The following is a 15890-nucleotide window of genomic DNA, read 5'->3' on the forward strand; positions in this document are numbered from 1 at the left end:
CTCACACTTCCCAGGTGTGAACCGGTTCATTCCCATGCATACGCTCGATGTACTCCAACGTCATCAACCGGAGCGCCTCGTGCCGGTCTCCACCGATCGCGCGAACCTTCTCCACCTGCCAGGTCGCACCGGTACGACCGGTCAGGCAGCGCCCCTCGATGACGCCGAGCAGCCGGTCGGCGACGGCCCCGTCCACGTCCCACAGGGCGAGCCCCTCGCCGGCCATCGGCAGCAGCCGGCGCAGGATCAGCTCGGCGGCGGACACCTCGCCCAGCCCCGGCCAGTAAAGGCGGGAGTCAATGCCGTACCGGGCGGCGGCGGCCAGGTTCTCCTCGGCGGCGGCGAACGACATCTGGCTCCAGATCGGCCGCTCGGCGTACGGCAGCACGCGCATCAGCCCGTAGTAGAAGGCGGCGTTGGCCGCGATGTCGACCACGGTCGGGCCGGCGGGCAGCACCCGGTTCTCCACGCGCAGGTGCGGGGCGCCGTCGGCCACCGCGTACACCGGCCGGTTCCAGCGGTAGATCGTGCCGTTGTGCAGGGTCAGCTCGTGTAGTTGGGGGATGCGCCCCTGGTCGAGGACGTCCCTGGGGTCCTCGTCCTCGCAGAGCGGCAGCAGCGCCGGGTAGTAACGGACGTTCTCCTCGAACAGGTCGAAGACGCTGGTGATCCAGCGCTCGCCGAACCAGACCCGGGGCCGCACCCCCTGAGCCTTCAGCTCGTCCGGACGGGTGTCCGTGGCCTGCTCGAACAGCGCGATCCTGGTCTCCCGGTGCAACTCCTTGCCGAACAGGTAGGGAGAGTTGGCCGCGACCGCCACCTGCGGCCCGGCGATGGCCTGGGCGGCGTTCCAGTGGGCGGCGAACGTCTCGGGGCTGACCTGGAGGTGCAGCTGGACGCTGGTGCAGGCGGCCTCGGGCGCGAGACTGTCGGCGTGCGTGTCGAGCTGCTCGACGCCCTCGATCGCGAGGTGCAGGTCCTCGCCCCGGGCGGCGAAGATCTGCTCGTTGAGCAGCCGGTAGCGTGGGTTGGACGACAGCGTCCCCTCGCCGATGTCCTCCTCGCGCAGCGTGGGCAGGATGCCGATCAGGACGAGGTGGCCGCCCTCGGAGCGGGCCCGGATCTCGGCGTGGTTGAGCCGGGCGCGGACGTCGTTCTCCAGCCTGAGCGCGCCGTCACCGCGCAGGTCCTGGGGCTGGACGTTGATCTCGACGTTGAACTGACCGAGCTCGGTCGCCCAGTCGGGCCGCGCTATCGCGGCGAGCACCTCGGCGTTGCGCATGTTGGCCTCGCCGGCCGAGTCCACGATGTTGAGCTCGATCTCCAGCCCGGCGAGCGGGCGGTCGTGCTCGAAGCGGGACTCACGGAGCATTCGTGCGAGGACGTCGAGACATCGCCGCACCTTTTCCCGGTAGTTGCGGCGGTCGTCCCGGCTGAAGACGACGGCTGGTACGTCCCTCCCCATATCTTGAAATGTCGCACGTCAGCCGCACCGAAGCCAGCCCACCCCACCCTCAGCACCGTCCGGGCGTCCAGATCGGCCGGCTAGACCAGGCGGCGCGCCGTCGCCCAGCGGGAGAGCTCGTGCCGGTTGGACAGCTGGAGTTTGCGCAGCACCGAGGACACGTGGGTCTCGACCGTCTTGACCGAGATGAACAGCTCCTTGGCGATCTCCTTGTACGCGTAACCTCGCGCGATCAGCCGCAGCACCTCCCGCTCGCGCTGCGTCAGCGAGTCGAGCTCCGGGTCGATCGAGGGCGCCTCGGAGGAGGCGAACGCGTCGAGCACGAACCCGGCCAGCCTCGGCGAGAAGACCGCGTCGCCGTCGGCCACCCGGCGGATCGCGTCGGTCAGCTCCTTGCCGCTGATGTTCTTGGTGACGTAGCCACGGGCGCCGCCCCTGATCACGCCGATCACGTCCTCGGCCGCGTCGGAGACCGACAGCGCGAGGAACCGCACCTGGGAGCCGGCGCCGAGGACCTTGCGCAGCACCTCCTGGCCGCCGCCGCCCGGCATGTGCACGTCGAGCAGGACCACGTCGGGCTCCAGCTCGGCGATCGCCTTGACCGCCGTGTCGACGTCCTCGGCCTCGCCCACGACCTGGATCGAGTCACCCAGCTCGGCCCGCACGCCAGAACGGAACAACCGGTGATCGTCGACGATCAGCACCCGCGTCATGGCTTCTCCACCTTCATGGTCAACATCACTTCCGTGCCCTCACCTGGCTCGGTGCGCACCCGGGCCGTGCCACCGTGACGTTCCATTCTCCCGATGATGGACTCCCTGATCCCCATCCGGTCGAGCGGCACCGTGTCGAGATCGAAGCCCTTGCCCCGATCCTTCACGAAAATCGTCACCTCTTCACCCTCCACTTCCGCGTATACGGAAATAGACGGACTCTCAGAGTATTTGGCCGCGTTGACCATCGCCTGCCTGGACGCGTTCAGCATGGCGGCGAGCTTGCCGGCCGAGTCGAGTTCGATGTCCCCCACGCAGACCACCTCGATGGCCACGCCGTGCGCGTCCTCCTCCTCGGCGGCGATCCGGCGGACCGCGGCGGCCACCGTGGCGTCCGCGTCCTGGGCCGGCTGGTAGAGCCAGTTGCGCAGCTCGCGCTCCTGCGCGCGGGCCAGGCGGGTGACCTCGCGCGGGTCCTGCGCGACGCGCTGGATCAGCGTGAGCGTGTGGAGCACCGAGTCGTGCACCATCGCGGCGACCTCGGCCCGCTCCTCCTGCCGGATGCGCTCGCGGCGCTCCAGCTGGAGCTCCTTCCACAGGCCCGCGAGCCACGGCGCGGCGATGACGGCCAGCCCGCCGACGACCACCACGGTGAACAGCAGGCCGGGCCGGGCCTGGGCCAGCTCGCCCTGAGCCGCCAGGAAGCCGGCCGCGCCGACGACGACCAGGGCCACGCCGAGCAGCGTGCGGACCCGGTTCTTCCTGATGCTCTGGGTCGCGCCGCTCACCCAGTTGCGGCGGCGTACCGGATCGGCCTGCTGCCACAGGATGAGCGCGCCGATGCCGCCCACCGCGAACGGCAGCATGCCGATGCCGCCCCTGGAGGCGCCGGTCAGCCACCCGAACGCCAGCAGCGCCATCCCGATCGCGCTGAACGCGGCCAGCTGGCTCCAGTCACGCGCGGGCGCGTGCCCCTCGTGCGGCTCGCGCGGCACGATCATCCAGAGCACCGCGTACGCCACGAAGCCGACCCCGTCGACCACGCTCAGCAGCACGAACATCAGCCGCACCACGACCGGGTCGAGCTTCAGCTGGCTCGCCAGCCCCTGCGCCACGCCGCCGACGAGGCGGCCCTCCATGGGCCGTGTCATCCGGCGGTAGGGCGCGTCGCCGCCGGGCTCGGCAAGTGTCTTCTGGTCAGCCATAACGCCACCATCGTCACACGCCACCGACGATTCGGACATCGGGAACAACCCCCAGGGTCAGCTCAGGGGTCTCCCCGATGCAGAGAACCACCGGTTGGGGCCACGATGGTGCCATGACAGAAGCACCGGCGAAGGAACCGGCCGCGCCTCCCCGGGTCCTGCGGCGCAGCGGCGAGGGCCGCTTCCTGATGGGCGTCTGTGCCGGACTCGGCCGCTACACCGGCATCGACCCCGTGGTGTTCCGCGCGGGGTTCGCGGTGCTCCTGTTCGGCTCGGGCGTCGGCCTGTTCCTGTACATCGCGGCCTTCCTGCTGATGAAGGACCCGGACGGCCGCCCCGGCTACATCGAGCACTGGAGTCGCCGCGACTTCGACGCCGACACCGTGATGGCGCTGCTGACGGCGGTGCTCGCGTTCGGGCTGGCGATCAACCTGACCACCGTCTGGCTCGACACCGGCACCCTGGTGGTCGGGCTGCTGCTGGCCGTCGCGCTGCTGGCCGCCCACTCCAAGGGCGTCGACCTGCTCGGCCTGGCCCGCTCGATGCCCGAGCGGCTCACCCGCCGCCAGGCCGCCCAGACCTACCCGCCTCCTCCCGTGGCGCCCGCCCCCGGCTTCCCCCAGCCGTACCCGTACGGCGAACCGCCGGTGGCGGCGGCCCACGGCTCCGTGGGCGTGAACACCATCCCCCGCCCCCCGTCTTCCGCCGAGGTCTCCCTGTCACCAGAGACGCCACCGATCCCGGATCCGACCGTCCCCCACAGGTCACCCGTTCCCTCGGCCACCTCACCGGGCGAGTCGGTCACGGCGCGCATCCCAGCGGACGACCTCCCCCATGCGGACACCCCGGCCGGTGACGCGTCGCGCGAGACCGCGCCGGCCGGAGACGTTCCTCCCGAGGACGGCGCCACCGAGGTGCCGCGCGAAGCCGCCGCGGCGACCGACGCCCCGCCGGCCGGCAGCGGTGACTCCCCGGGCATGGCCGTGAGCAGGGCTCCGCGCGAAGAGACGGCCGGCTCGCGGTACGCGGGCGCGACCGCGAGTGGCTTCACGCGCCTGGACAGGTCCGTGGGCGACGGAGCCTCCGGGGGCGGGCGGGACGGGGAGTTCGCCTCGTACGGAGCGTCCGGGGGCGGACGGGACGGGGAATTCGCCTCGTACGGAGCGCCGTTCGCGCCGCACGGCCCATACCGGCCGCACGACGCGTACCAGCCGCTCGACCCGAGCAGGCGCGCCGACCAATCCCCCTACGACCCGGCCCTGTACGGCAGGACGATGCCGCCGCACCGGCCGCGCCGGCCGCGCCCGCGATCGTTCATCGGCGCCATCACCATGTTGCTCGCCATCATCATTGGAGGGATCGTCGTGGCGGTCCAAGCCGGGTCGAGCCCCGGAGTGAACCCGATCATCGTGGGGGGCGCCGTCCTCGTCACGATCGGGGCGGGTCTGCTGATCGCGGCCTGGTGGGGCCGGGGCACCGGGCTGGTGGCCTCGGGCACGGCCGTGGCGCTCATGGTGGCCCTGGGCCTGACGCTCGGCGGCCTGCCGAAAAAGGTCGGCGACTCGGTGTGGAATCCGGTCACGGCCGCGGAGGCGAGCAAGGTGTACAACGTGGGGGCCGGTAGCGGCCGGCTCGACCTGTCGGAGCTCAAGCTGACCCCGGGCACGAAGGTGACGTTCAACGCGTCGGTATCGATCGGGGATCTGACCGTGATCACGCCGCCGACGGCCAAGGTGGAGGTGCACGCCACCAACAAGGTGGGCGACATCCAGGTGGGCCAGTCGCTGAGGAGTGGCGTGGACGTCAGGTTCGACACGGTGCTGGACCCGGAGACGCCGCCGGTGGGGAAGGTGTCGACGATCGTGCTCAACCTGAAGGGTGGCTTCGGCGACATGGACGTGCGTCATGCGGCATGACGTCGACCGGCCGCGCCGGCTGCACAGGACCGACTGGATGGCGCTGCTCAGTGGTGTGCTGTTCGTCGTGCTGGGCATACTGATCATGACCCGCGCGATCACGGATCCGCTGGTCCTGGTCTCGCTGCTGGTCGTCGGGCTGGGTTTCGCGGGTCTCGTGGCCATCGTCGCAAGGGTGATCCGCGGTAAATAACCCTTGACCGGGAAAAACACCGGCGTACGTTGGCATTTATCCGCCTTTCCCCCTGCTCCTGAGGGAGGACGTATGCCCCGGATCACCGTCACCGTTGACGGAGTCGGATACGAGGAGGAAGTCGAGCCGCGGCTCCTCCTCGTCCACCTGCTACGAGAACGACTGGGCAAGACCGGCACTCCTGTCGGCTGCGACACCAGCAACTGCGGCGCCTGCACCGTGATGCTCGACGGCAAGAGTGTGAAGAGTTGCTCCGTGCTGGCCGTCCAGGCCGACGGATGCGACATCGTCACGATCGAGGGGCTCGGCTCGGCCGGGTCCATGCACCCGATGCAGCGTGCCTTCCACGAAGAACACGCCCTGCAGTGCGGCTACTGCACGCCCGGCATGGTCATGGCCGCGATCGACCTGCTCAGGGATACGCCGGACCCGTCGGAGGAGGCCATCAGGGAGGGCCTGGAAGGCAACCTCTGCCGGTGCACCGGCTACTGCAACATCGTCCGCGCGGTACGGCGCGGCGCCCAGGAGATGGGGCAGGCGGTGAAGTCGTCATGACCGAACTGGACCCCGGCCTGGTCGGCGAGCAGATCGCCGAGAGCGGCCAGATCTCCGAGCCGGACGGCACCGGCGGGGAGATCGGCCGGTCGCGGCGGCGCAAGGAAGACGCCCGGCTGCTGACCGGGCACACCCGCTGGACCGACAACCTCACGCAGCCGGGACTGCTGCACGTCATGTTCCTGCGCAGCCCGATGGCGCACGCCCGGATCACCCGGGTGGACGTGTCGGGCGCGCGCGGCCTGCCGGGGGTGTTCGCCGCGTTCAGCGGCCAGGACTTCGCCGGCGAGCAGGGCAGCCTGCCGTGCGCCTGGCCGGTGAGCGAGGACATCGTGATCCCGGACCACCCGCCGATGGCCGTGTCGGAGGTGCGTTACGTCGGCGAGGCCGTGGCCTGCGTCGTCGCCACGGACCGCTACCGGGCGGCCGACGCGCTGGAGGCCATCGAGGTCGACTACGAGCCGCTGCCCGCCGTCGTGGACATGAACGACGCGCTGGCCGAGGGCACCCCGAAGGTGCACGAAACCGGCAACCAGGCGTTCACCGCCAAGATCACCTCGGGTGACATCGAGGCGGCGTTCAGGGACGCGCCGGTCCTCATCGACCGGACCTACATCCAGCAGCGGCTCATCCCGAGCGCGATGGAGCCGCGCGCGGTGCTCGCGAGCACCGACGGAGACGCCTTCACGCTGTGGACCTCCACCCAGATCCCGCACGTGCTGCGGGTCATGCTGGCCGTGACGACCGGCATCCCCGAGCACAAGATCCGTGTGGTGGCGCCCGACGTGGGCGGCGGGTTCGGCTCGAAGCTGCAGGTCACCGCCGAAGAGGTGTTGTGCCTGCTGCTCGCCCGCAGGCTCGGCAAGCCGGTCAAGTGGACCGAGTCGCGTTCCGAGGGCAACCTGACCGTGCACCACGGCCGCGACCAGATCCAGCACATCAGGGTGGCGGCGGAGTCCGACGGGCGCATCCGAGGGCTCCAGGTGAACCTGCTGGCCGACATGGGCGCCTATCTCATGCTGGTCACGCCGGGCATCCCGATGCTCGGCGCGGCCCTGTACAACGGCATCTACAAGATGGACGCGTACGAGTTCGGCTGCACGGGTGTGTTCACCACCAAGATGCCGACCGACGCCTACCGGGGCGCCGGGCGGCCCGAGGCGACGTACGCCATCGAGCGCGTCATGGACGAGCTGGCCGCCGAGCTGGGCCTGGACCCGGTGGAGGTGCGCCGGCGCAACTGGATCAGGCACGAGGAGTTCCCGTACACGACGATCGCCGGGCTGACGTACGACTCGGGCAACTACGAGGCGGCGACGGACCGGGCGATGGCGCTGTTCGGCTACGACAAGCTGCGGGCCGAACAGGCGGACCGGCGCGACCGGGGCGACCCGGTCCAGCTCGGCATCGGCGTCAGCACCTACACCGAGATGTGCGGGCTGGCCCCGTCGAGGCTGCTCGGTGAGTCCAACTACGGCGCCGGCGGCTGGGAGCACGGCTCGATCCGCATGCTGCCCACGGGCAAGGTCGAGGTGATCACCGGCACCTCCCCGCACGGCCAGGGACACGTGACGGCGTGGAGTCAGATCGTGGCCGACACGCTGGGCGTGCCGTTCGACGATGTCACGGTGCTGCACGGCGACACGGCGATCTCGCACAAGGGCATGGACACCTACGGCTCGCGTTCGCTGGTCGTCGGCGGCGTCGCGGTGCTCCAGGCGTGCGAGAAGGTCAAGGACAAGGCCCGCAAGCTGGCCGCGCACCTGCTGGAGTGCTCTCCGGACGACCTGGAGTTCGCCGGCGGCGCGTACAAGGTGCGGGGCACCGACTCGCAGAAGACCATCCAGGAGCTGGCGTTCGCCGCGTTCACGGCGCACAGCCTGCCAGAGGGCGTGGAGGCCGGGCTCGACTCCGACTCCACGTTCGACCCGGACAACTACTCCTTCCCGCACGGCACCCACCTGTGCGCGGTGGAGGTCGACACCGAGACGGGCATGTCGAAGATCCGCTCGTACGTGGCGGTCGACGACGTGGGCAAGGTGATCAACCCGTTGATCGTCGACGGCCAGGTGCACGGCGGCATCGCCCAGGGCATCGCGCAGGCCCTGTACGAGGAGGCCGTCTACGACGCGGAGGGCAACCTGCTCACCACGACGATGGCCGACTACCTGCTGCCGTCGGCGGCCGACCTGCCCACGTTCGTCACCGACCGGACCGAGACGCCGGCCACGAGCAACCCGCTGGGCGTCAAGGGCGTCGGTGAGGCGGGCACGATCGCCTCCACGCCGGCCGTCGTCAACGCCATCGTGGACGCCCTGCGCCCGCGCGGGATCCACGACGTTCAGATGCCGTGCACTCCCGAGCGTGTCTGGCGGGCCCTGGAAGGAGTTCGGCGATGATCCCTGCCACGTTCGACTACGTCCGTCCCGGCTCACTCGACGAGGCCTGCCAGGCGCTCGCCTCGGACGAGGACGCCAAGGCGCTCGCGGGCGGGCAGTCGCTGCTGCCCTTGTTGCGCCTGCGGCTGGCCTATCCGTCGACGCTGGTCGACCTCGGGCGGCTGCCCGAGTTGACCGGTGTGCACGACCGCGGCGACCACGTGTTCATCGGCGCGATGACCACGCATGACGAGGTGATGCGTTCCAGCCTGGTCAACTCGGCCTGCCCACTGGTGGCGCTGACCACCGCCACGGTGGCCGACCCCGCGGTGCGGCACCGCGGCACGTTCGGCGGCTCGCTGGCCCACGCGGACCCGGCGGCCGACCTGCCGGCCGTAGTGCTGGCGCTGGACGGCGTGCTCGTGGCCCGGTCGGCGGAGGGCGAGCGGGAGATCCCCGCCGCCGAGTTCTTCGTCGACTACCTGGAGTCCGCGCTGCGGCCGGGAGAGATCCTGCTCGGGGCGCGGATCCCCAAGCTGGGCGACGGCTGGGGCCATCACTACGAGAAGTTCCACCGGACCGCGCAGGCGTGGCCCATCGTCGGGGTGGCCGTGGCCGTCCGGCGTTCCAACGGCGCGATCCAGGAGGCCAGGATCGGGCTGACCAACATGGGCCCGACGCCCCTGCGGGCCCATGCGGTGGAGACCGCGCTGCAGGGCGCGGAGCTGGGTGACCAGGTCCGCCAGGCGTGCGAGCAGGCGGCGGCGGACACCTCGCCGTCGGGCGACCTGCACGCCCAGCCCGACTACCGCAGGCACCTGGCCAGGGTGCTGACCCACCGCGCGATCCGCGCCGCCGCCGGTTCTCCCTGACCTCGGCTCCGGGGGCGCCCCCTCTTCCGGGGCGCCCCCTTACCGACGTAACGTCGCAATAGCGGGAAAAGGAGCGGATCGATGGCGATGCGGTTCGAGCACGAGTTCACGGTTCCAGTGCCGATCGAGCAGGCGTGGGCGGTGCTGCTCGACGTGGAGCGGGTCGCGCCGTGCCTGCCGGGCGCCGCGCTCGACACCATCGAGGGCGACGAGTTCACCGGCCGGATGAAGATCAAGGTGGGACCGATCACCGTTACCTATCGCGGCTCGGCCAGGTTCGAGGACGTCGACAAGGACGCGCACTCGCTCACGATCCAGGCGTCGGGCAAGGAGGCCCGCGGCACCGGCACGGCCGCGGCCACCGTCAAGGCGACGCTGAGCCCGGCAGACGGCTCGACCGCCGTCGCGGTGGAGTCGTCGTTCAACGTGACCGGGCGTCCGGCGCAGTTCGGCCGCGGGGTGATGAGCGAGGTGGGCGGCAAGCTGATCGACAGGTTCGCGGCCAACCTCGCCGACCTGCTGGCCGAGCCGGTCCACGAGACCCCGGCCGCGCCCGTGCCGGTCCACGAGACCCCGGCCGCGCCCGTGCCGGACCACGTGACCCCGGCCGCGTCGGCCGCGCCCGTCCCCGAGGAAGTGGAGGAGCGGCACCTCAGCGCGGTGCCCTCGCCTCCCGACCAGGACGTACGGCCGACCGGCACGCTGCGCACCTCGCGCACGCCCGACGAGGAGGCGCTGGATCTCCTGGAGATCGCCGGCACGCCGCTGCTCAAGCGGCTCGCGCCGGTCGCCGGAGCGGTCGCCGCGCTGCTCCTCATCGGCTGGCTGATCAGACGGCTCATGCGCTAATTCCAGCAAAAACACCATCAAGTCCGGACACATCTCCTGAACTGGGGGAATGCCTCTCTGCACGTGTCTGACTCGGGGGTGTTGGCATGCCGGCGTGCAGTGTCGTCGTGATCACGTACAACGATGCCGGACGGCTGCCCAGGGCGGTGCGCTCCGTGCTCCGGCAGTCCCTGCGCGACCTCGAGGTCGTCATAGCCGACGACTCCTCCACCGACGAGACCCCCCGGGTGGCCGAGGAGCTCATGCGCGCCGACCCGCGCGTGCGCTACCTGCGCCGGCGGGCCAACAGCGGCGGCTGCGGCGCCCCGAGGAACGACGGCCTCGACGCCGCCACCGCGCCGTACGTGATGTTCCTCGACAGCGACGACGAGCTCCCCCGGCACGCCTGCAAGAGCCTGCTGACCGAGATCGAGCGGACCGGCGCCGACTTCGTCTCCGGGCAGATCTCCCGCCTGTACGAGTGGAACGGCCGCATGCAGCGCTACTACCCGGCGCTGTTCGCCAGGCGGCGGGTGGTGCCGGGCATCCGCGCCGAACCGGAGCTGTTCCTCGACTCCTTCACCACCAACAAGCTCTACAGCGTCCGCTTCCTGCGCGACGCGATGCTGCGCTTCCCCGAGGACATCCACTACGAGGACCACGTCTTCGCCACCGAGCTGTACGCCACGTCCCGCCGGTTCGCGATCGTGCCGTGGGTGGTCTACCACTGGCGCCGCGGGCGCGACCGCTCGTCCATCTCGCTCAGCATCAAGGAGATGGACAACGTGCGCCACCGGGTCGCCGCGGCCCGGCGGAGCGACGACGTGCTGCGCCGCCACGGCGCGGACGACCTGCTGGCCGCCCGGCAGGAACGCTTCCTGCGCCAGGACCTGCGCGTCTACCTCAACCCGCTGCCGACGCGAGACCGGGTGTGGGTCAAGGAGTTCGCGGCGGTCGTGCGCCCGTACCTGGCGGAGATCCCCGCCGAGGTGCCGCACCGGATCGACCCGATGACCCGGGTCTGCTGCCACCTCATCCTCGACGACCGGATCGACGACCTCAGGATCGCCGCGAGTTCGCTGGCCGGTCCCAAGGCGCCGCCCCGGGCCGCCGTGCACAGCGACGGCCGTACGTACTGGGGCACCACGGTCGCGCCCGGCATGGACATCACCGCCCTGCGGCTGGCCGAGCTGCCCTTCAGCGCCAGCCGGCTGCGGCACGAGGTGACCGAGATCGGCGCCGACGGGGGCCGGATCCGGATGACCGTGCACAGCTACGACCCGTTCGGCGCGCTGCCCGTCGAGTGGAAGGCGTTCCTGCGGCTCGGCCGGACGCGGATCCCCATCGAGCCCGAGCCGTCGGGCGAGGGCGGTTACATCAGCGAGATCACCTTCACCCCCCAGGCCTGCGAGCCGCGCATCGGCTTCACCCGCCTGTCCGACGGCCACACCACGACCGACCGGCTGATGGCCGACCCCGGCCTGCGGCCGATCGAGCTGCCGGGCGTCACCGTGACGACCGACGGCAACGCGGCCTACCTGCGCATAGGCTCCCGTTCGCGGCTGCGCCCACTGGCGCGGCGGATCAGGCGCGCGGCGCTGAGGCGCGTCAGCACGCCCGCCTGCAAGCTGCGCTTCTACAAGGCGATGATCCGCCTGCTGCCGCCCCGGCGCGACCTGGCCCTGTTCGAGTCGGACGTCGGCAAGGGCTGCACCGGCAGCCCGCGCGCCATCTACGACGAATTGCGGCGGCGCGCGCTGCCCATCGACGTGGTCTGGTCGGTGGCCAAGGGCCACCGCCGCGCCTTGCCCGCGGACGCGCGCGTGGTGCGCCGGGGCGGCTGGCGCCACGTCTGGACGATGGCCCGCGCGGGCGTCTGGGTGGACAGCCACGGCTTCCCGCTCGACTACCCGAAACCCCGCCGCACCCGCTACCTGCAGACCTGGCACGGGCAGGGCATCAAGTCCGTCGGCTTCGACGCGCCGGACCTGCGCGCGGACTTCGACCGGCCGCGCGCCCAGTGGCGCGCCGCCGTCGCCCGCTGGGACGCGCTGGTCTCGCCCAGCGAGGAGTTCTCGCGCCACTTCCTGGCCGCCAACGGCTACACCGGCCCCGTCTACAGGTACGGGACGCCGCGCTGTGACGCCCTGGTCAACGGGACGTCCCGGGACGACGTGCGGGCCCGGCTGGAGATCCCCGCCGGGCGCAAGGTGCTCCTGTACGCGCCCACCTACCGCGACCGGGCGAAGGGCAGCGGCGCCTCGGTGCGCGTGAACCTCGACCTCATGGCCGAGGAACTGCGCGGCGAGTGGGTGGTGGTGCTCCGGACCCACCCGGTGGAGACGTACGAGGTGCCGTCGCACCTGCGGCACTTCGTCCGGCCGGCCGGGTCGTATCCCGAGATCAACGATCTGATCCTGGCCTCCGACGCGCTGCTGACCGACTACTCGTCGGTGATGTGCGACTACGCGCTGACCGGCAGGCCGATGCTGTTCCACATCGACGACTGGGACGGCTACCGGCTCTCCGAGCGGGGCGTCTACCACGACCTGCCGGCCATCGCCCCGGGGCCGTGCGTGACCACGACCCGGGAGTTGATCGACCGGATCCGCGACCTGCCCGCCACGCACGCCTCCTACGCCGACCGGTACGCGGCCTTCAGGAAGTTGTGGTGCGCCGACGAGCGGGGCGACGCGGCGGCCAGGATCGTGACGGACTTCTTCGAGACCCGGGAGATTTCGTGAACGTGGTCTTCGCCTGCCTGGACGCCGACACGCTGGGCGGCGTCCAGCAGGTGACGCACACCCTGGCGCAGGGCCTGGCCGGACGCGGGCACGAGGTGCACGTCATCGGCGTGCACCGGGCCCGCGCGCCGTTCCGCTACGTGGACGAGCCGCTCTACCGGCAGCACGTGATCAGCCGCCACCCGCTGGACACCGTCGGCCGGTCGGCGCGCGCGGCGGCCGATCGCCGCCTGGCCAGGGTGCTCGCCGCCATGCCCCCCGGGTTCGTGATCATGACCTCGCCCGGGATGGTGACCCGGATGGCGGGCGCGGTGCCCGCCTGGCTGCGCCCGATCGGCCAGTACCACGGCTCCTACGAGCACGCCCGCGACTGCTGGCACCTCGACTCGATCCGCACCCACTACCCGGAGCTCGACCAGGCCGTCTTCCTGAGCCGGGACGACGCGTGGCGGTTCGCCGAGCACGCGCTGCTGCCCAACACCTGGTCGGTGCCCAACCCGCTGGCCGCCTGGCCGGAGGAGGTGTCGGCGCTGGACACGCCCCGGGTGCTGGGCGTCGGGCGGCTGGAGGGGGTCAAGCGGTTCGACCGGCTGATCAGCGCGTTCGCCAGGTCGGGCGCCTCGCCCGGGTGGGAGCTGCACCTGATCGGCGACGGCGCCGAGTTGGACCGGCTGCGCGCCCACGCGGCCCGGGAGGGCGTCGAGGAGCGGGTCGTCTTCAGGGGCCGCGTGCCCGCCGCCGAGATGTCGCGCGAATACCTCGGCGCCTCGATCCTGGCGGTGACCAGCGAGCACGAGGGGCTGCCCGTCGTGCTGCTGGAGTCGGCCGCGCACGGCGTGCCCGCGGTGGCCTTCGACGTGTCGGGCGGGGTTCGCTCGGTGGCTCCCGTGCTCGTCCCGCCCGGTGACGTGGACGCCTTCGGCCAGGAACTGGCCGGGCTCATGGACTCCACGCAGGAGCGGCGGCGGCTGGGCGCCACCGCCCGGGCCACGGCCGAGGCGTTCCTCCTCGACCACGTCCTGGACGGATGGGAGTCGCTGTTCGCTCACATCGAGCGCTGAGCCCCGCAGCGTCCGGCCGGCCCTCGTAGCCCTACAGCGTCCGGTCGGCCATCTCGGGCGAGTCGACCCGCTGGCGCGGCACGCCGGCGATCGCCCGCTGGCCGGTGGTGAGCAGCGCGGCCACCGGGCTGGGCTCGCGCAGCCGGTTGATGCGGTCGCGCATGTTCTTGCGCAGCCGGCTGGCGCGGCGCTTCTGCATGGTCTTCTGGCAGGCGGCCAGATGCGCCTTGGCCGCCGGAGCGGCGCCGGTCAGCTCGTAGCCCTGGCTCACCAGCCGGTCACCGAGGACGTCCTCGCACAGCGCGATCTCCCAGGTTTCGAGCCGTGCGGCCCAGCTGCCCACGCGGGCGCGGGTGACGTCGCCGTGCGTGTTGCTGTGCCAGACCTTGTGCACGGGCACGGCCACGCTGGCCGCCTCGCGCGGTGAGATCATCGCCTCGTCGAAGTCCTCCTCCAGGAAGACGCAGAGCTTCTTCAGCTCGGTCGACGGGTCGTCGGTGAGGTCCTCGTAGCGCAGCTCGTAGTAGCTGTCGGCGGCCATCGTCCGCCGCAGCTTGGCTCCGGCGTCCATCGCCTCGGCCCAGGTGGAGACCGCGTGGAAGGAGTTGTGCGTGAACCAGGGCATCTCCTTCAGCGAGGCCACGCAGTCGCGGCCGTCCCTGATCAGGTGGATGAACTGGGCGTCGGGGAAGAGCCTGAGCAGCATGTCGACCTGCTTGACGTAGCTGGGCCGCTTGTCGCCCCAGCGGGGCTTGTCGAAGCGGTCGGCGTACATCCGGAAGGTCGTCCCGATCACCGAGCCGAGCGAGCCGGGGCCCTCGACGCACTGCCGGACGAACTCGTCCTTGTCGATCTTGAGCTCGTGGAACTTCGTGGTCCGGTCGCCCGCGATCCACTCGGCGAGGGCCTGGCGGCGCTGCGCGAGGCGCATGTCGCCGAACATCCGGCGGCGTTGGTAGGCGGGTACGAGGTACCGCGTCTCCGGCGGCACCGCGATCCGCGGGTGCGAGTGAAGCATGAGCTGCAGCATGGTGGTGCCGGACCGCGGGCAGCCGACGACGAACACTGGGCGATCGGACATTTTGTTCTAACCCCCGAAAACTTAGACGAGAACGTGCTCTCGGTTCTCCACCTGGACGGGCACGGTGTGCCGGCGGGTGAAGATCCACATCCGGTAGACAAGGAAGATCTCGTTGGCGAGAAGCAGCGCGCCGGCGGCCGCCGCCACGGGGACCAGGGCCACCACTCCGACGAGCGGGGCCACCACGAACACCGCGGCGTGGAACTCGATGCCGCTGATCAGGTGGGACCGGACACGGCGACGCGCCAGATACTTGTTGAGCCGCTTCATGAACCGGCGCACCCTGATGGCCGGTGTGAGCGGCCTGCCCGGCGAGCCGGCCGGGCCCCGCCTGGCGGGCTTGCTCACGCCGAACCCCAGCGCCAGCTCCGCCGCCTCGGCCCGCGCCAGCTTGATCGTCTCCCGCACCCGCTTCATCTGCGGCGCGTTGACGTACCTGAACAGGTCGAGCACGGCCACCCCGGCCCCGAGCAGGATGTAGCGCACGTCCCCCGTGAGCGTGTACTGCCCGTACGCCAGTCCCATCGCGCAGAGGACCACCCTGACCCGATCACCCACGTAGTCGAGCCAGAGGCCGAAGGGCGTCCCCGTGCCCTTGAGCCTGGCGATCTTGCCATCGACGCAGTCGACCATGAAGCTCAGGTAGAACATGGCCGAACCCGCCACCAGCTGGTCCAGCGCGAAACAGACCGCCGAGACCAGGCCGAGGACCAGCGAGAACACCGTGAGCTCGTTGGGCGTGATCCGCGTGTGGTTGGCCACCAGGAGAGCCGCCCGGCACGCGACCGGGTCCACGACGTACACGGTCCACCAGGAATCTCTCCGCTTACGTGTCGCGTGGACGTCATCGAGCGAATAGGTCCTCATGGCTTCCAGCAT

13 protein-coding genes are annotated in these 15890 nt (G+C 71.1%); 8 read left to right on the forward strand and 5 right to left on the reverse strand.

The features are described from left to right. Position 1: 1 nt before the first annotated feature. The 3 genes from AB0I38_RS11165 to AB0I38_RS11175 all read right to left on the reverse strand — a co-directional run bounded on the left by AB0I38_RS11165 (position 2) and on the right by AB0I38_RS11175 (position 3383). Complete coding sequence (locus AB0I38_RS11165) at positions 2-1465, reverse strand: glutamate--cysteine ligase (protein WP_358465638.1); 1464 nt, start codon at positions 1463-1465, stop codon at positions 2-4. 80 nt (positions 1466-1545) lie between these two features. After that, positions 1546-2178, reverse strand: a complete 633-nt coding sequence (locus AB0I38_RS11170) for a response regulator transcription factor (RefSeq protein ID WP_358465641.1) — start codon at positions 2176-2178, stop codon at positions 1546-1548. After that, positions 2175-3383: an ATP-binding protein gene (locus AB0I38_RS11175; RefSeq protein WP_358465644.1), complete on the reverse strand. Its 1209-nt coding sequence runs from the start codon at positions 3381-3383 to the stop codon at positions 2175-2177. The genes AB0I38_RS11170 and AB0I38_RS11175 overlap by 4 nt, the downstream gene beginning before the upstream one ends. Before the next feature lie 113 nt (positions 3384-3496). On the opposite strand from AB0I38_RS11175, the gene AB0I38_RS11180 reads away from it, so the two are divergent. From AB0I38_RS11180 to AB0I38_RS11215, 8 genes are all read left to right on the forward strand, one after another. Continuing rightward, positions 3497-5299 (forward strand): PspC domain-containing protein, encoded by a 1803-nt coding sequence (locus AB0I38_RS11180; RefSeq protein ID WP_358465647.1) that lies wholly within the window; start codon positions 3497-3499, stop codon positions 5297-5299. Continuing rightward, positions 5289-5492, forward strand: a complete 204-nt coding sequence (locus tag AB0I38_RS11185; RefSeq protein WP_358465650.1) for a hypothetical protein — start codon at positions 5289-5291, stop codon at positions 5490-5492. The genes AB0I38_RS11180 and AB0I38_RS11185 overlap by 11 nt, the downstream gene beginning before the upstream one ends. Positions 5493-5564: 72 nt before the next feature. After that, on the forward strand, positions 5565-6047 hold the full coding sequence (locus AB0I38_RS11190) for a (2Fe-2S)-binding protein (protein ID WP_358465653.1): 483 nt from the start codon (positions 5565-5567) through the stop codon (positions 6045-6047). Next, entirely contained in the window at positions 6044-8446 is a 2403-nt protein-coding gene (locus AB0I38_RS11195; RefSeq protein ID WP_358465656.1) for a xanthine dehydrogenase family protein molybdopterin-binding subunit, read from the forward strand. The genes AB0I38_RS11190 and AB0I38_RS11195 overlap by 4 nt, the downstream gene beginning before the upstream one ends. Next, positions 8443-9297 carry an FAD binding domain-containing protein gene (locus AB0I38_RS11200; protein WP_358465659.1) on the forward strand — a complete coding sequence of 285 codons (855 nt, stop codon included), beginning with the start codon at positions 8443-8445 and terminating at the stop codon, positions 9295-9297. Before AB0I38_RS11195 ends, AB0I38_RS11200 begins: the two co-directional genes overlap by 4 nt. Before the next feature lie 81 nt (positions 9298-9378). Further along, positions 9379-10146: an SRPBCC family protein gene (locus AB0I38_RS11205; RefSeq protein WP_358465662.1), complete on the forward strand. Its 768-nt coding sequence runs from the start codon at positions 9379-9381 to the stop codon at positions 10144-10146. 86 nt (positions 10147-10232) lie between these two features. Then, positions 10233-12869 (forward strand): bifunctional glycosyltransferase/CDP-glycerol:glycerophosphate glycerophosphotransferase, encoded by a 2637-nt coding sequence (locus tag AB0I38_RS11210; protein WP_358465665.1) that lies wholly within the window; start codon positions 10233-10235, stop codon positions 12867-12869. Next, positions 12866-13930, forward strand: coding sequence for a glycosyltransferase (locus tag AB0I38_RS11215; RefSeq protein WP_358465668.1), 1065 nt, complete (start codon positions 12866-12868; stop codon positions 13928-13930). The genes AB0I38_RS11210 and AB0I38_RS11215 overlap by 4 nt, the downstream gene beginning before the upstream one ends. Positions 13931-13961: 31 nt before the next feature. On the opposite strand, the gene AB0I38_RS11220 is transcribed toward AB0I38_RS11215, so the two are convergent. Then, positions 13962-15011 carry a sulfotransferase family protein gene (locus AB0I38_RS11220; RefSeq protein WP_358465671.1) on the reverse strand — a complete coding sequence of 350 codons (1050 nt, stop codon included), beginning with the start codon at positions 15009-15011 and terminating at the stop codon, positions 13962-13964. Between the two features lie 21 nt (positions 15012-15032). Next, positions 15033-15878 (reverse strand): CDP-alcohol phosphatidyltransferase family protein, encoded by an 846-nt coding sequence (locus AB0I38_RS11225; RefSeq protein WP_358465674.1) that lies wholly within the window; start codon positions 15876-15878, stop codon positions 15033-15035. Positions 15879-15890: the final 12 nt, after the last annotated feature.

Origin of the sequence: Nonomuraea cavernae, assembly GCF_040655715.1 — a bacterium.
In the GTDB taxonomy this organism is placed as follows: domain Bacteria; phylum Actinomycetota; class Actinomycetes; order Streptosporangiales; family Streptosporangiaceae; genus Nonomuraea; species Nonomuraea cavernae_A.

Excerpts from the sequence above, each read along its gene's own strand:
- AB0I38_RS11225 (WP_358465674.1), bottom strand. The coding sequence starts at position 15,878 with ATGAGGACCTATTCGCTCGATGACGTCCACGCGACACGTAAGCGGAGA.
- AB0I38_RS11190 (WP_358465653.1), top strand. The coding sequence starts at position 5,565 with ATGCCCCGGATCACCGTCACCGTTGACGGAGTCGGATACGAGGAGGAA.
- AB0I38_RS11205 (WP_358465662.1), top strand. The coding sequence starts at position 9,379 with ATGGCGATGCGGTTCGAGCACGAGTTCACGGTTCCAGTGCCGATCGAG.
- AB0I38_RS11200 (WP_358465659.1), top strand. The coding sequence starts at position 8,443 with ATGATCCCTGCCACGTTCGACTACGTCCGTCCCGGCTCACTCGACGAG.
- AB0I38_RS11175 (WP_358465644.1), bottom strand. The coding sequence starts at position 3,383 with ATGGCTGACCAGAAGACACTTGCCGAGCCCGGCGGCGACGCGCCCTAC.
- AB0I38_RS11180 (WP_358465647.1), top strand. The coding sequence starts at position 3,497 with ATGACAGAAGCACCGGCGAAGGAACCGGCCGCGCCTCCCCGGGTCCTG.
- AB0I38_RS11210 (WP_358465665.1), top strand. The coding sequence starts at position 10,233 with ATGCCGGCGTGCAGTGTCGTCGTGATCACGTACAACGATGCCGGACGG.
- AB0I38_RS11185 (WP_358465650.1), top strand. The coding sequence starts at position 5,289 with ATGCGGCATGACGTCGACCGGCCGCGCCGGCTGCACAGGACCGACTGG.
- AB0I38_RS11195 (WP_358465656.1), top strand. The coding sequence starts at position 6,044 with ATGACCGAACTGGACCCCGGCCTGGTCGGCGAGCAGATCGCCGAGAGC.
- AB0I38_RS11170 (WP_358465641.1), bottom strand. The coding sequence starts at position 2,178 with ATGACGCGGGTGCTGATCGTCGACGATCACCGGTTGTTCCGTTCTGGC.
- AB0I38_RS11165 (WP_358465638.1), bottom strand. The coding sequence starts at position 1,465 with ATGGGGAGGGACGTACCAGCCGTCGTCTTCAGCCGGGACGACCGCCGC.
- AB0I38_RS11220 (WP_358465671.1), bottom strand. The coding sequence starts at position 15,011 with ATGTCCGATCGCCCAGTGTTCGTCGTCGGCTGCCCGCGGTCCGGCACC.